This window comes from Qipengyuania sp. HL-TH1 (assembly GCF_036365825.1).
Lineage (GTDB): Bacteria > Pseudomonadota > Alphaproteobacteria > Sphingomonadales > Sphingomonadaceae > Qipengyuania > Qipengyuania profunda.
The window spans coordinates 1,947,792-1,963,246 of record NZ_CP142675.1 but is presented as its reverse complement, the minus strand read 5'-3'; the positions used below and the strand labels follow the sequence as shown (position 1 = coordinate 1,963,246).

Below are 15,455 nucleotides of genomic sequence, written 5' to 3'. Positions count from 1 at the left end.
GCGTCGAACTGCGCGTCGCAGGTTCGCGGCATCGCTGAAGCCGACCTTCCATCCTAGGTCGTCCACGCTCATTAGCGTCGCCTGAAGATACCTGAATTCGACGTGCATCGTTGATGCCGAACGGCATCTTTTCGACTTCGGGTGGCCCATACCAGATGGTCCGGTATCGACCCACAAACCGACATGGGGCGGCGTGGGCAGTAGACGTAGAGAAAAATATCGATCACAGCACGAGCGTCTAATTCCGCGATGGGACCATAAGGGGCGCACAGCGCGCCCAGCAGCCCCAATTGATCGAACCTATCGAATAGGTCGCTGCAAATAAAGCTTCGGGGTTATTCCGTGCTCTTGCGTAGCTTCGCGTGCCCGTTCAGATTTTGGGCATGGCTACTAACACCAAAAAAGTGGGCGATGGCATCACCGCGAGGACGATCCGGCTTAAGGATGTCGAAGACTTCAGTCTGGACGAGTGGGCGGATCTCAAGTCCACCCTCGTTTCCCTACCGGAAGTTTATCAGAGCGCTTGGGGACCGAATGCTCCCCTCATCGCAAACATCCGTGAGTGGCTGGTTGAGGTTAGATCGAAAGCTCCGGAGCCGTCTGATCACCGGGCCTTGGCGGAGTATTTTGCATACCGGGAAACCGAAGCTTGGTTTGTTCTCACGATAGCTAAATTCGCAAGGCATATTGAGCGGTGTGTCGAGCAAAAAAAATCGTGGGAAGCTGTGAGCTTCGCGCTCGACCTTGGCATGCTCGTCGCCGAACTTGCATACAAACATGACATTGAACGAGCAGCTCTTAGAGGCGCCTCGCTGCTTGAGACACAAGGTCAGTCTGCCAAGGCACGACGTAAGCAGCCCGCCGAAGAGCGGATCGCATTCGTTGAGCAGAAGAAAGCGATGGGAAAAAGTGTCCGACAAGCATTCTCGATCGCTGCCAAGCACTTCGGCGTGAGCGCCGCGACGATCAAAAAAGACTACTACAATAAGCGTTCTACCTAAGCTGGAGTAGAACACTCGGCAGTGCATATTGGGGCCGCTCCGCACAGTTACGCAGGAGCAGGCAGTGTCCGGTCCGAACGAGTCTACGACGGTATTTCTTACAACCAAGGAACTGGCGCGCCGTTGGCGCATCAGCCCGCGCACTCTTGAGGGGTGGCGTGATAAGGGGATCGGCCCCCATTACAACAAAATCGGTAATCGTGTCCGCTACCACGTCGACGTTGTCGAGCGTGCCGAGCGTGACTGGTCCACCGTTCGTTCCGACGATTCCTAAACAACGCGTTTCTGCAGATTTTCCGCAGCAGGCGCATTCGTTTGGTTCGATACGTTTGGGGGTGCGCCCAACCTAATTCCGCTGCCAAATGGGGTGAGATCATAGCGGAAACCCGAGTCCGAAAGGCAGAGCGGGGATCTCCGAAACGGCACAGAGTTTCGAGAAGCAGCTGCTAAGCAGGTGGGCCAGTGTCGGCACCACTGCGCCCGAATGCGACGGCTGGCTCCGGGGAGCATCTGATACGCAATAGGGGGAGGACCAACCCGGCCATTTGGCGGGGGTTGGTCGTCCTATGCCCTCCGCTCCGACTTCACCAAGGAGCATCAACAGGAGTATATGGAGCCACGTCGAGGGAATGCCTGCGACGCGGGAGTAATCCAAATAGCGGAGCGGCGCAGGCATTCCCGTTGGCGATACGATTGACCAAGAGGAGCTAGCGCGCATGCGCGAGCATGCGCGCACCTAGCCACCAGCTAGGGGAGGGGGGATTGAAAACCTTGGAAGCTTTCACTTGGACACCGGCGGGGGGCAAAAAAACGTGCGTGGCCGAAAAGTCGAGGGGGGTAGGCATACCCAGCGATACGCATAGAGCCCTTCAAAAACACCTTACCACTGCCGTTATCGACCGGAGCATAATGTCGGGATTTGGGCCGTAAGCTGTCAGTCCGTTCCTAGCGGAGGGAGACGAAAATCCGGACCTTCCCCAATCTCTGGAATGTCCTAGAGTTCTTGTGAAGCAAGCTTCGCATCCCGCCCGAATTTTCATGATAGCCTACTCCACCTCACTCCGAAGGTATCAATTGGCAATTCGGCCGAAACCGGAGCGGACCTCCGGATAGCGAACCCAAGCATTTAGAACGGGAGCGGCTGGCTATCGACGTGAACGGCAAGCATTTCTCCATCTGGACTCTTGCTGTCAGGCGCGCTCCGCCCCGCGGATCGATGTACAAGGAAATTCGCGATTTTTGGCCGAAGTTGGCTCCAACCCTCAGGTGAGACCAGCACGAGCCAGCCCTGATAAGCAGCTTCGTCGAGACCCGAATGGTCATTCACGAAGAGATTGCCATCTTGCCACCAAACGCTTTCCGTCATCACTTTGCCCGCAGAATCAACCCACCGAAATAGCCCCTCGTCTGCGACCTCCCAGTTAAGAGCGAAACCTATTTGCGGATTGAGCGCCAGGAAATCCGCGTCGCTGAACATGGGACCACCGGCAACAGCGGCAACTGGGCGTCCTCGCTGCCGAAAGAGCATTGGGTATTCTCGGCCGATGTAGTCGCTGTCGCGCCAAAGCCGGTACAAATTGGGCGTACCCTCGCCGAGCGTCATCTGCGGATGGGCCATGATCGACACGCGACTTTCTTCTTCCCGATCGCTGTCGAGGCTCACAGCCTGTGTCCATTCGGCAAGGACGATGCGGCCATCAGGCAGCTTCCGGAGTGTCGGCAAAGCGTCGCCGACGTCTCGAAGCCAATCTTCACGTGGATAGGCGCCGAGTGCCTTGCCGGATGGAACATCGAGCCAATCTGGTTTGGGATCTGGGTCGCGCGTGTCGATATAGGGATCAGTCAGAAGCAGATTGCTATCAAAGATATCGACCGGCCACTCGAACACACCCGCGTCGCACATCTCTGCGAGGAGGACCCCAAAAGCCTGATGCGATACCAGTGAGCGGGGACGCCGGACGCTGACCTTCAACCCGATCGCCTCGAGATGGCTGGTGAGTTTGCGCTCGGCGGCGGCCGACCAAGTGTCAGGTGGCGCAATGCGATGCATGATTTGGGCGAACCTTCGCGCCAAATTCGCGAATGGGATTCCGCTCCAGCCTTCGATCAACCGGAATGCGTCGTGAAAGAGTCGAGAAAGATCGACGCTGTCCTCTGTGTCCGGGAGCGGCTCGCCGCGCGGAATATCCGATCCGTGCAGGCTGCGGTCGGGCATCTGGGTTTCGGGGAGATGCAAGCTGTAGATGGGAGGGAGACCGCGCTCCGGGGGAGCCTCGGGAAGCTCTTCGTTCAGATCGAGCAGGATTTGCTGTGCGAGCCGCCTTACAACACCGTGGGTGTCCCACGCCATCGGGCGCACAAGCTCGGCCAGGTCTCCCACGAGACCAGGATGCGACCAGGCGAGGCACGAAATAGTCGCGAGTGCGGCCGTACGGCGGTTTAGATCGCCACCTAGGGCATCTCGCAAGCCGTTACGCGCAAAGTCATTCGGGTCGCCCGACATTAGTAAGGCAAGAAGACCTTTGCGCGCTTCCCATGCCAAGGCGTTAGCGTGGTGATCGATATCGCGCAGAATCAGGATCGAACTCAATTCTCCGGGAGCAATATTGCTTGCATTCATAAGGGACGGCGCGTGATCGGGGTTTTCGGTAATCTCCGCCAGGGCCCCTACGTGCTTGCGCAACTCTGACCAGACTCTTCGCGGATCGGTCGTATCGGAAATGAACGGCAGGATGCTTTCGATTGAGGCAACTAGATCGCGCACCGCAAGGGGCCGTTCAATATGATCGTCCACCAACAATTCGAGCGCGCGGCGCCTGCCACGCTCGGGGTCGCTGATGGCAAGACATTCGGCTGCGGCGAGACGGCTGCCACCGTCATATCCCGGAAGCCAGCCTCCGCGATTGGAGCCGGCTATGGCTGCCGCTGTTGCTTTCTCGGAAAGATCTCGATCGCCAAGCAAGGAGGCGCGACGAACAAGATCACGTAATGCAAAGGCCGTCGTGCCCGCCGAAACAATCCATTCGCCAATTGCGTGAAGCGTAGACCGGTCAATCGTTTCGGGGAGCGCCGCGATGACCGGCTGCCAATGCATTTTGGAAGGCGTGGCGCCGCACAGAGACTTTGCAAGGGCCTCAGGCTTTGATGCCAGCGTTTCCACCTGCGCCTGCGTCAGAATGGTTCCATCGCTGCATGTTAGCATTCCCGATGGATCCTTGTCCTCACCTCGTTCTCGCCGCGGAGTTCGCTCCACCCCCAAAAAGTCGTCGAACGCACGTCTGTGCTGAACCCTTGCGCGGATGGTTCTCCGCGCAAGCTCGAGTCCTTCACTAACACGCGGGTGGGAGAACCATTGTCCGCCAGCGACATCGGCGAGCGCGCCGCCCAGTTCAGTTGTGGAACTGAGTTCAAATGGAAGAATGAGCCGGCTGGTTGCCGTCAGCGCATTGGCGATGATGTCCGGGTCGGATGATGCAAGCTGTCCGATCGCTAGGCCGGTCAGGACATCTGTGCGCGCCGCACCATTACCATCAAGCAACCAGTCTGCAGCGAGAAGTGCTCCTGCCGGGTCCAATCCGGACAAAGTGGATAGGATCGTTCGCACCGCATCGTCGCGCCCGCCGCCCCTGCGGCACCTGTTGAGTACGCGCAGGATAGTGAGGATCGTCCGTGCGGTATCCTCCAGTACTTCCGGCTTATCTTCCCTCCCGATTGCGCCAGCGGCAATCTTCGCCCAGTCTTCGATCTGGTCGTCGCGGTCGATATAAATTCCGAAGCTGGTTGCCAGCATCGCGTCGCGCGATTGCCTTGCCCGTTCCCGCATGCCGACTTCGAGCCACGCCTCCATCGATTCGCGCCATTGTTCGACTCTGTCATATAGCTCGAACTCGATATCGGTGCCGCTATCCAGACCGATGAGGATGCCGATGGTCCTTTCTTCGTCTCCGTCGAGTCGATGCGCGGCGAGCGCAATCGCCCGGCGGGTCTCGGGGCTCCATCCGATCAGGTCGCGATCTTTGCGGGACCAATCCTCAATGGTCGCTTCGAGCACCGCTTGGAAGGCCTCCCTGCCATGAGCGTGCGCTGCCAACAGCATATGTTCGAACAACTGACCCGACGCGCGCTGCGCATAGTGCCAATCAAGCCATCGATGTGTTTCCCCGAAGGAACGACGGAATAGCCGGACGACGGGGCGCAACTGACGAACCGCTTCGCCGGGTGACATCGTCCTGCCCGAACGCGCGTAGCCCCAGACGTTCGCCACGCGTACTACGGCTCGTTGGAAAAGAACGGAGCCCAAGCCATGTATCCGTTCGGGTTCGGGAATATCGGTCGCAGGATCGAAAGGTCTAACCCGAGCTGCTTGTGCCCGCGCCTGTCGGAAAAGAGGTTCCACCGCCGAGAACGGGTCGTCATCAGGAGCGTCTAGCTGGTTGGCGATGATTGGTCCGGACGCGACAGCAAGATAAGAGTCTGCCCGCTCAGGATCTATTTCAAGACCGCAAATGAGATCGGCCACACGAACTGCCTCAATGGCGTTGAGGCTCTCCGGTGGCTTGGCCGACAGAATTCGGTTCAGCGCATCTGCACCGAGTTGTGTGTTTCCGACACCGCGGATCGCACGCCGGACACGGGACACGTCAAGCCGAAGGTCGAGATCAACCGCTTCGACAAAGTCGTCGATGAGCGCGAACAATTGGTCGAGGAGAGCGGTTTCTTCTGCATCAAGCAGCGCCTCGGCCATCTCGGCCAATACATGACGCCTTGCGCCAAAATTCGCTCGCTTCTGATCTTCATAAGGGGGCGGGATATCGGACGCGAGCACGTCGACTCTCACTTGCATAGCCGCCGCGACGAGAACTTCCAGTGGTCGAAAGCGCCATGACACCTTCGCCCATGCCGTCAGCGCTTCATTGTGCCCGGAGGCATCGACTGCTCGAACTCCGGATAGGAAATCGAGTGGCTCGGCCATGTCGAAAACTCTATTTGCTAGCGCTGGATCGCCCTCCTCCAAGAGTCGGGACGCCCATTCGATTGCAACATGATCAGGAACGAGTAGTTCGGGTCCCGCTATAAGGGCGCTCGCACGATCCTGCGGAGGCCGCAATCTCAACTCCAAGGTGGCGAGATTGATTAGTTCAAACGCGCTGATGCGGTCGCCGAGTTCCTTCTGCGCAAGCATGAGGCCGAGTACTGCCATGGCGTCGCCGACATTCGCAGCGACGCGCATGCACCGATCGATGTCGTCTTTGATCTCCCAATCGGCGCGGCCGTTGAGAAACTGGCTTCTAAAAAGAGGTTGATGATCAAGTTTGAGAAGCAGATCCGTCCGGCCCGCGTGGTCGAGATGAAATAAGCGTTCCCATTCGAGCTGCCGGCTCGCCTCCTCCCTGGCACCGGCCTCAGCGAGACGCCTGTGGAAATCAACGGAGGCGGCCGGGTCCGGTCTGTTCAGGGCATTGCGCGCAGTTATGTCCAATACGAACTGGCGGAAGCTGTTATGGAAGAACCGCCAAGTAGTTGCGGTATCCTGGTGGAAATAGTGACTCGCCGTTGCTACAAATCTCTCAAGGATACGTGATGAGGCCACCGCTTCGACGGTGGAAAGGTCGATTGCGCCGCGTAACCTCGCGATGAGCCCGAGAAGATCTCGTACATCGGGCTGGTCACTGAGCGTTTCCCAATAGATGCGGTAGTCAGCCTCAATCTCGCCGTCATATGTACTCGCTGCATGGAGGATTTCGCCGACAGCCGTCGCATCGCTTGCCGTCGCGAGGCGCTTTAGGAGGTAAGCGAGTGCAAGCGGATGCCCGGCGCTCAAATTCTCTATCTGTTCATACGCACCGGGCGCTAACAACTCGGGTTCGAGCGCGGTTTGAACAATGCTGCGGACGCTTGCGCGCGACAGCCGTTCCATTTCCAGCGTACGGCCATGCTGCTCAAGTTGTGCGGTAATCGGTCGCAATGTTGCGGCGTTGCTCTGCAAGCCGACGCGCTGCGTGCCAAGTATGATAAGGACACCGTCGGGAATGGCGTCGGGCCGTGGTAGCTCCTCGACTAGCGAGCGGACAGGATTTTGCTCTCGCGCGATATGATCCAAGCCATCGACTAGGATTACAGTCTTGATACCTGAATTCGTCCAATCTGCGGAAAGCTCGGCGAGAAGCGCCGCCATCTCCTCTCGCAAGCTGTCGAGATTGTCATCGCGAGCGCGCCTCCGGGCCGCTCTAGGTGCGAGGGGTTCGAGAGATAGGCAAAGATCATGGAGGAATGCTGTTGCTTCACCTCTGCCGGGACGGGGATCGTCGCGCACAAAGGCATAATAGCGCACCAGACGGATGCCTCTCGCATATCGCAACGTATGCGTGAGAGCCGTTGATTTCCCCGAACCAGGAGGGCCGATAAGTGCGATGTAGCCTCGATCATGCTGCTCAATTGCTTCGCCGATCGCCCGCACCGTTTCTTCGACTGGTCGATAGAGCCTCTCGTCAACGGGAAAATCGTGTTTGAATGCAAATTCGAAGCGACCGGACCAGCCCATGCCGCGGAGCAATTCGGCGCGTGTGAACTTGACCACGCCCGCGCTGGCGGCGGCCTGTGCAGCCAGAAAGTGAGCCAAGTCAACGACGTCCTTGTCGTCCTGGTGCGCTCCGGTTCCTTGAGCTTCTTGAAGATCGAAGCCCAGATCGAGTTCGCAATGTGCAAGAAATCGGTCCAACTCCGCGCCGGAATAACCCGCGCAAGCAGCAATGGCGTCTATGCGGAGTTGCCAAGTATCGCGAAAGTTAGCGCGCGCAGTGCTGTGCCAGCTGTGACGCGTCGGCCAAGCATGGCGCAGAAAGCCCTGAAGGTGCTCAGGATCACCTGCGCCGGCTTTCTTCTTGCCGTCATTGGAAGAAGGTGCGTCATGTGTGAGGAAATGGGCGTGTACGGCTCGGTCGGGGTAGACCCCACTAAGGGCACGCCATCCTTCAGCGAGCAGAGTAAACGGTGCTGGATACGGTTTGCCCGAAACCTTGGTCGGGGTTACCAGGCGGTGAAATGTGATCTGACCCCGGTATTCAGACCACTTGACCTGATATGCATCCACCCTACCAGGACGGCCGATCACGATGTCGTCAAGACGTTCGGCGTCTGGATCAACGAGACGGATCCATTCGAGCTCACCGTCCAACAGCGACGTGTAGATAAGTTTCGCCGCTACCTGATATTGCGCCGACAGGTTTCGCAGAGCACGGCGCTCTCCGTCGGCAGGCGCAGTCTTGGCCGTGTTTGGAGTGGAGTTCGTCATATGTTCGTTGTTGTGGCGGAAGAATCGGCCGAACTGCAACGAAAGACGCGCAGATTTTACTCAGACGTCCGCTGTTCTGGTGAGAAATGGAAGCGAGGATGGGCGCTCTTGCAGGCGAGAGCCGACACTCACGGAGAATTGTCGCTACAGATCACGGCTATGCCTGATCCAGCGATATCCGATTTCCGACCACATGCCGGAAAGCCTTGGAACGGCAGGTTAGCAAAATAACCTGCATTCGCTTCGATGCTTCAAGCAGAATGTCGGTCATAACTTCCAAGCGTTCGTCGTCAGAATAGACGAACGGATCGTCGAGGATTAGCGAAACCGGGGCGCCTGTCTCGAGCAACAGGTCCGCAAAGGCCAAGCGCGTGAGAACCGCCAGCTGCTCCTGAGTTCCGCGGCTCAGATCGACGCAGGGTTCCTCCACTCCATTTCGGTGAATCGCGGTCAATCCCATCGTTTCGTCAAACGTCAGATCGCACTCGGGCAGTATGCGGTTCACATAGCGCGCCGCCCGCCGTGTCACCGGCCCCAGAAAAGTGCGCGAGGTATCCTCCGCCGCTTCACGCAGAGCGTCCCTCAACAGGGCCAGTACATCCGCCTCGCGCGTCCATCGCGCCACTTCCGCTTCCGCCACGGCCTCGGCTTCGACCGCCTCCGCAAGAATGCCGGGCGGGCCTTTCGGACCTTCCCGCGCGACCAGAAACTCCAAGGAAGCGATGCGGGCCACGAGCTGAACCCGCTCTTCGCTCGCTTGGCGCTGGGCCACGTCGATGTTGGAGATCGCTCGCCGGATCCGATCGATATCGAGGTTGGCAACAGTGGCCTGCGCCTCCGAAAGCTGCGCCGCGCGCCGGCCGAGTTCTTCGCGCGCCGTTTGCAACCGTTGGTCGATCGCGCTGCGTTCCTGGTCCGCTTGCTCATCGAGGAGGGTTCGGGCCGTCGCCGCATTGTGAGTTGCTGCGACGTGGTTCGCCTCGAGCTTGGTGTGTGCGATCTCGGCGGCTCGAAGCGCCTTCTGGGCTTCGTCGAGGACGGCCGCAGCGATCTCCTCGGCTTCGCGCATGCCATCGAACGCTGTCTCCAACTCTGACAGGTCGGCCGGCACCGCGCCAGCGTCGGCAGCGGCCGGCAGGCTTGCTATCAAGGCCTTGAGCGGCCCGACACCCGCCTTGAGTTCGAGCACCGGGTCGCCCGGACAACTCATCTCGATTTGGCGCTCGAGAGCAGCAATGTCCTGCTTGGCGGCCCGCGCGGTTTGATCGCGCGTCACGGCAGCTGCATAGCTGGCGACGCCAAGTTCGCCGAGTTCAGTCGAAAACGCCTCCTCGGCTGAGCGAAGCTGCGCTTCGGCCGATCTCGCTCCCGCCGGCGGGGAGATGCCGATCCGCGCGATGTCGGGAACGAGAACCTCGATCGGTTTGGCTACTTCGCGCCGGCCCGAGGCGACATCCACGCCGTCGATCTGCACAGAGGCGGAGCCGACGAGATCGATATCGAGGGTTATCGCGCCCGCGGCCTGGACCGCGCGCGCTTCGGCGACGGCTCTGTCGAGTGCAGCCAGCTTCTGTAGTCGCTCATCTGCAATCACGCCTTCTGCGAGCGGTCGCCTTTCGGCGAGCGCAGCTTCAAGCTTGAGAATCTCGGCAAGGTGCTCGCGTGCGCGCTCGATGGCGACTTGGCGGTTGTGTTCCACCATTGCCCGACGCGCCTGCTGGAGCTCCTGCTCCGCCTTCGCCCGCGCAGTGCGCGCTTGGCCGGCGGCCTCGCGCTTTTCCTGCTCGTCCGCCGCGACGGTTTCGAATTCGGTCTGATGATCCTCCACGGCCGCGCGTGCGTCCGCGAGCGCCTGTTCTGCGGCCTGCAGCCGCTGTGTCGCGTCATCGAGCCGGTTGAGTTCGGCTTGGGTCGTTTGCACCGTCGCTTCGGCTTCCGCGTGCCGGGCTTCCGCGGTTGAAAGGCGCAATTGCGCGTTCTCGGCCAGTTTGAGCTCGTCGGACAATTTCGCACGCCGTTCGGCCTGTTCGGGATCCGCGAGGTCGCGTTCAATCAAGCGCTTTCTCGTTTGCGCGCTCTCCAACTCCGCTAGCGAGTCCTGGTATTCAGACACCCTTTCCTGCGCTTCGGCCACGTCGGTCCGCGCCGCGGCCAGCTTGGCTTCGGCTTCCGCCAGTTTGCCGGTGGGCTTGCCGGCGCGCAATGTGCGCAATGCGCCATAGGATTCCTCGATCCGCTCGCAGATACGGTCGAATTTCTTGCCCCCGAGGATTGCCCCAACCTCGCCTTCGAGCGCCGCGCGGATCTCGTCGCGTGCGACCCGGCCCGGCGGTTCGGCCGACAGTGCCGTGGCCTGTTCGACCCACAAGAGGCCGAGCACGCCGCGCGTGTCCAGGTCGCTGCCACGGTTATTGCCCCGTTCGAATCCGAGCAGCGCTTGCAGGCGCTCTTCGGCCGCGTCGCTCTCGATCCGGCTCCCGTTGCCGGTCAGCCGGATGTGCGGCGATTTGAGAAATTGCTTTTCGAGCTGCCAGTGCTGATCGCCGATATCGAACGCCACGCCCACTTTGGGAGCCACGTCGTCGCCGAACGGGCAATAGGATCGAACCAGTTCGCTTTTCGCGGAGTGACGGATGAAGAAGGCGGCCCGCAGAGCCTCGAGCAGGGTTGATTTGCCCATCTCGTTCGGTTCGATGATGATGTTGAGCCCGTCGGCGAAGCCGTCCAGCCGGATCGGCTTTCGAAATTTGCGAAAGTTCTCCAACTCGAGCGAACGGAGTTTCATGCCGGTTGCTCGTCCGCCAGCCGGAGCGCTTCTACGTAGAGTCGCTCGAGCGCGTTGCTCGCGAGTGCCGCGCCCTCCCCGCCGGCGTCCACCTGTGCTTGCAGGCTCGCGGCGGCCTTTGCCAGCGTTCCCTGCACGTCGATATTGGCAAGGTCATCCTGTGTCGGCCGAACCAGGAGCTGCTCGCTGTCGGCGTCCAGCCACCGCAGAGCATGGGCGAGATCGTCGGTCAGCGCGGCTTGCACCTGGACCCGATCGGACAGCGAGACGGCGCCGGTCAGGGTAAGCCGAAGCAAGGTTTTGGAGAGATCGGCCTCCTGTTTGAAGGCAGTCACACGACGCACGAACTCCGCGTGATTTTCGAGCGGCCAAGTCTGGCTCAGCCAGCGGAACCGGCCGGTCGATACGCGCTCGAGACGCGGTGCCACGCCCTGGGATATCTCGGCCACGATAACGCTGCCCGGCTCGTCGTCGCCGCGGAAGCGATCGGTTTCCGGCGTACCGCTGTAAGCGGTCCTATCGTTGACCTGCAGATGACTGTGCCAATCGCCGAGCGCCAGATAGTCGAGTTGGGCGGTCTGCGCGCGGTCCGGCGGGATAATGTTGGTCGCTTCGCTGCTGCCGCCGAACTCGGTGATCGAGCCGTGCGCCAACCCGATCCGGACCGCCCCGGCAGGCGTCGCCATATCGGCCAAATAGCTCGTCGGATCATCGCGTGTGCGGCGATGATCGAGCGGGGCAGGCAGCAGCCAGGCACCGTCCTCCAGTTCGACCGGTTCGAACGTATCGAGCACGTGGACATTGGCCGACGCTTTCGCACGCACACGCCCCCACAATCCGCCTGAACGCACATGGTCGTGATTGCCCGGCATGAGCCACCAGTGCACCTTCGCCCGCTCCATGCGGGAAAGGGCCTGCACCAGCACGCGATCGCCTGGGTCGATATTGTCGAAGACATCGCCTGCGACGAGCACGTGGCGCGCTTCATGGTCATCGGCAACTGCGGCGATCCTATCGATGACGTCGAGCCGCGCCTCCATCAAGGCAGCGCGAACGTCATCGGGAAAACGACCGAAGGGCTTTCCCAATTGCCAGTCGGCGCTGTGCACAACCCGGATCATCGGAAGAATCCGTCAGAGCCGCTCGTAGGCGTAGTGGTTCTTGACATTGGCATTCAGGTAGACGCCGTGGGACGGCGCCGCCATGAGTTCGTCGTGGATATTCGGCGGCACGTTTAAATATTGGTAGACGCTGTTGTTGAGGAACTCGACCTCCAGGGTTTGCGTCGCTTCATCGTAGCCGATGGACGCTATGTTGCTCGAACTGACCGGTTGGCGTTGCATCATCCGTTCTCCTGCGTGTTGTTGTCCTGACCCCACTTGGGATCCTGTGACCTCCAGGCGGCGGCGAGCCGCTCATAATCTTCTTTCGCTTTGGCCTTCGCCCAAGCCGCGCTTACCATGGGATCCGCGCTCGACGGTCGTTCACCTTCCGGTGGCAAGTTGATCCGGCAGCGGATCGGCAGGCGCGCGGCCTCACCCATGATGATCGCCTCCCCGGTCCTCAGCACCGGAAGGGTATCGACGAGTCCGCTGAGGCTGTCCGGGAGCGCCGCCTTCACCTTGCCCTGGTCGGCGTTGTTCGACAGGCGCAGGGCGAACTGCGTACCGCACTGCGACAGGATCGTTTCGTCGATCTCTGAAGGGCGCTGGCTGACGATCATTGCCCCGACCCCGAACTTGCGCCCCTCCTTGACAATTCGTTGGACCATGTCGCGCGCCGGATTATCCGCGTCCCGGCCCAGATAACGATGTGCTTCCTCCATGACGACCAGTTCCGGCCGGTTGCGCCCGCCTTCGGGCAGGTTCCGGCCCCAGAACATCGCTTCGTAGGTGATGTTCAAGATTCCACCGATCAGCCGGACCAGAACCTGGCTTGGCACGCCTGACAGATCGAGCACGGTGATCGGCTTGTCGTGACCGAACCAGGCCTCGAGCAGTTCCGGCAAATCCATCTGCGACTTGCCCGCGAGATCGGGCTCCCACTCGCCAGGGTGCAGCATGAAGTCATATTGCCGGTCGAGCAGGCGCGAGCGCATCTGGGTAAGCTGCCGCTTGATACCCAAGACATTGGTCTGGTTGATATCGGGCAAGGCGCTGCCTGGACCCGGCGGCGAGTATTTTGGCAGCTTCAGACTTTGCGCATCGCCTGCCTCCTCAAGCGCCGGGCTGGTCCGCTCCTTATCCGCCCAGGTCTTGTATTCGGGATCGACCAGGTCTGCCCAGAGCTGCCTCAGGCTGAAGGGTAGCGGGGTGTTGATGGTCAGGGCATTGACATCGACTCCGGCGACGCCCTCAGCCACCGCAAGCTTGGCCACCTGAATTTTGTCGAGCACGCCGGTCAGGGCCGTCTCGCTCATTGGCCCCATCAGGAAATCGAGCAGCGTCAGCGTGTCGAGCGCCCAATACGGTACGTGAAGCGGCTGCTCGTCGTCGGATGGGTTGACCCGGAACACCTGCGCTGCCGATTTGAGCGCATCGCCATATTCGCCATGAATGTCGAGAAGGAGGATACGCGCGCTCGAGCAGCGCTTTCCTCCGCCGGAATGGCAAATCGAACGCAGCAGGCTGGCAATCGTTGTCGATTTGCCCGACCCGGTCGAGCCGAGAACTGCGCTGTGACGGGTCACCAACCGGTCGAGATCGATGCGGACGGGAATGCTCTCTGCCCCGGCGAGCCGCCCGATCGTGATCTGGCCCTCGTCGCCCACACCGTAGATCCGGCCGAGATCCTCTTCGGTTACCAGATGGACCTCATCGTTGATCCCGGGATATTGGCTGATGCCCCGCTCGAAACTGGTTTCGACGATTTCACCGACGAGTTGAACGGTCATCCAGCTCTCGCCGCGTTGACGGGCGTCGACCAGTGTTTCGGGAGTGGCTTGAGCACCCACCTCGGAGATCACGCCATACAGATCGTGGTAGCCTTGGGGTATGCGAACGAAGCTTGCCACTTGCGCAACCCGATAGCTGCGCCCCTCGATGATTGCGATGCCCGAAGCGACGGACTCGGCCTGCCGCACGCTAACGGTCGACCCCGCGACACTACCTACCCTGCCAAGAAAGGTCGGGCTGGTCATTCGGTGGCCGCGGGCGCAGGAGGCACTGCCGGAGCCGGCGCAGCCTCGAAGGCCTGCGGTGTCTGGGAATTGGCAAAGAACCGCGCGAAATCTTCTATTGCACCAAGTTTGAACTCGGGCTCGCCTCCCTTCGCGGGTGCGGCCCAGTAGCTGTTCCGGATCGGCCCCCAATCCTTGGTGGGAAGCTCGCCGGGGGTCTGCCAAGGGGCGGCAACGCCGTTGATGACTGCCTTGTCGCGCGCATAGACGCTGACATTGGGACGCCGGGACGCGAGCGCCACGGCACATGGCTCCTGTTCGAGTTTCTGGAATTGGAACGCAAACACGCTCGCCGCCGGGTTGGCGGCGAGCGCCTCGTCGATCCGGGCCGTGATATGCGCATCGGCATAGGAGAAGCCGATCGAGATCAACAGCGTATCTTCGGTCGCGAGGAAGCTGCGCAAGCGATCGAGCAATGCGGCATAGGGCGCTTTTTGCGTCTGATCGTATTTCATGTGCTCGGGAAAGATCAGGTGGGTCGAATCCGTCTGCCCGGTCCGCACGACTTCGCCTTCGGCGTTCGCCTTCCAGCCAAGCGAGCCATGGATCTTCCACAGGCGTGTCCAACGCGAGGAGAGCTGATCTCCGGAAACCGAGGCCGGATCGAAAAACGCTTCGCGCGCTCCGGCGAAGCCATCGAAATAGGGTGCCCGGACCCGCTCGAACGCTTCCTCGAAGAGCAAGTCGTAGTTCGTCGTAAAAATCTCGACCGCATGCGCTCTGGGAGCACCGGTGATCCAGCTGACGAGTTCCCCGTAAGCCGTGGATCCCGCGGGGAGGCGCGCCTGGACGATCTTGCCGATTTCGACGCAGATGGCATTGGCCATCGCGCGATATCCATCGGCGTCGAGCTCGTGGACCTTGGTGGTTCCGATAACGCTGCCGAGCGAACGAATGCGCGAGAGCAGAGTCTCGATGTCGTGCTTTGCGAGATCACCCTGGAGCCCCTTGATCTGGGTTCCGTAGGCCGGCTCGATCGCTTTCAAAACCAATTCGGTCAGGCCCGCGACGGCCGGGATCAGTGGTCGAGAACCGTCGGCCCGCGCCATTCCCGCCGGCGCGCCCGCTCCCACCAGCAGCCCGACGCGCTTTCGGCCCTGCGCGATGATCGTGCGCAGTGATGCCATATACTGGTCCGGATTATGAAAGCTGACGCTCAATTTCCTCTCCCCCAGTCATATCGATCTCGCTTGCGTGTGG

At 60.6% G+C, this 15,455-nt stretch carries 8 protein-coding genes; 2 read left to right on the top strand and 6 right to left on the bottom strand.

The genetic code is table 11. From position 1 onward, the window contains the following. The first annotated feature begins 383 nt into the window (after window positions 1–383). Both VWN43_RS10280 and VWN43_RS16345 read left to right on the top strand, forming a co-directional pair. Window positions 384–1,001: a hypothetical protein gene (locus tag VWN43_RS10280; RefSeq protein ID WP_320181815.1), complete on the top strand. Its 618-nt coding sequence runs from the start codon at window positions 384–386 to the stop codon at window positions 999–1,001. A 64-nt stretch (window positions 1,002–1,065) separates the two neighbouring features. Next, window positions 1,066–1,275 (top strand): helix-turn-helix domain-containing protein, encoded by a 210-nt coding sequence (locus tag VWN43_RS16345; RefSeq protein WP_420493526.1) that lies wholly within the window; start codon window positions 1,066–1,068, stop codon window positions 1,273–1,275. 852 nt (window positions 1,276–2,127) lie between these two features. Here the strand turns inward: VWN43_RS16345 and VWN43_RS10275 are convergent. From VWN43_RS10275 to VWN43_RS10250, 6 genes are all read right to left on the bottom strand, one after another. After that, window positions 2,128–8,292: an ATP-binding protein gene (locus VWN43_RS10275; RefSeq protein WP_320181816.1), complete on the bottom strand. Its 6,165-nt coding sequence runs from the start codon at window positions 8,290–8,292 to the stop codon at window positions 2,128–2,130. A gap of 157 nt (window positions 8,293–8,449) precedes the next feature. Further along, complete coding sequence (locus tag VWN43_RS10270; protein WP_320181817.1) at window positions 8,450–11,077, bottom strand: AAA family ATPase; 2,628 nt, start codon at window positions 11,075–11,077, stop codon at window positions 8,450–8,452. Then, window positions 11,074–12,198 (bottom strand): metallophosphoesterase family protein, encoded by a 1,125-nt coding sequence (locus VWN43_RS10265; protein ID WP_320181818.1) that lies wholly within the window; start codon window positions 12,196–12,198, stop codon window positions 11,074–11,076. The genes VWN43_RS10270 and VWN43_RS10265 overlap by 4 nt, the downstream gene beginning before the upstream one ends. Window positions 12,199–12,210: 12 nt before the next feature. Further along, a complete protein-coding gene (locus VWN43_RS10260) occupies window positions 12,211–12,420 on the bottom strand; it encodes a KTSC domain-containing protein (protein WP_320181819.1) in 210 nt (69 codons plus the stop codon). Then, window positions 12,420–14,090, bottom strand: coding sequence for an ATP-binding protein (locus VWN43_RS10255; RefSeq protein ID WP_330767278.1), 1,671 nt, complete (start codon window positions 14,088–14,090; stop codon window positions 12,420–12,422). The genes VWN43_RS10260 and VWN43_RS10255 overlap by 1 nt, the downstream gene beginning before the upstream one ends. Before the next feature lie 122 nt (window positions 14,091–14,212). After that, window positions 14,213–15,415 (bottom strand): SIR2 family NAD-dependent protein deacylase, encoded by a 1,203-nt coding sequence (locus tag VWN43_RS10250; protein ID WP_320181821.1) that lies wholly within the window; start codon window positions 15,413–15,415, stop codon window positions 14,213–14,215. Window positions 15,416–15,455 lie beyond the last annotated feature (40 nt).

Coding starts and splice junctions, on each gene's coding strand:
- VWN43_RS10270 (WP_320181817.1), bottom strand. CDS start 11,077: ATGAAACTCCGTTCGCTCGAGTTGGAGAACTTTCGCAAATTTCGAAAG.
- VWN43_RS10275 (WP_320181816.1), bottom strand. CDS start 8,292: ATGACGAACTCCACTCCAAACACGGCCAAGACTGCGCCTGCCGACGGA.
- VWN43_RS10265 (WP_320181818.1), bottom strand. CDS start 12,198: ATGATCCGGGTTGTGCACAGCGCCGACTGGCAATTGGGAAAGCCCTTC.
- VWN43_RS10280 (WP_320181815.1), top strand. CDS start 384: ATGGCTACTAACACCAAAAAAGTGGGCGATGGCATCACCGCGAGGACG.
- VWN43_RS10260 (WP_320181819.1), bottom strand. CDS start 12,420: ATGCAACGCCAACCGGTCAGTTCGAGCAACATAGCGTCCATCGGCTAC.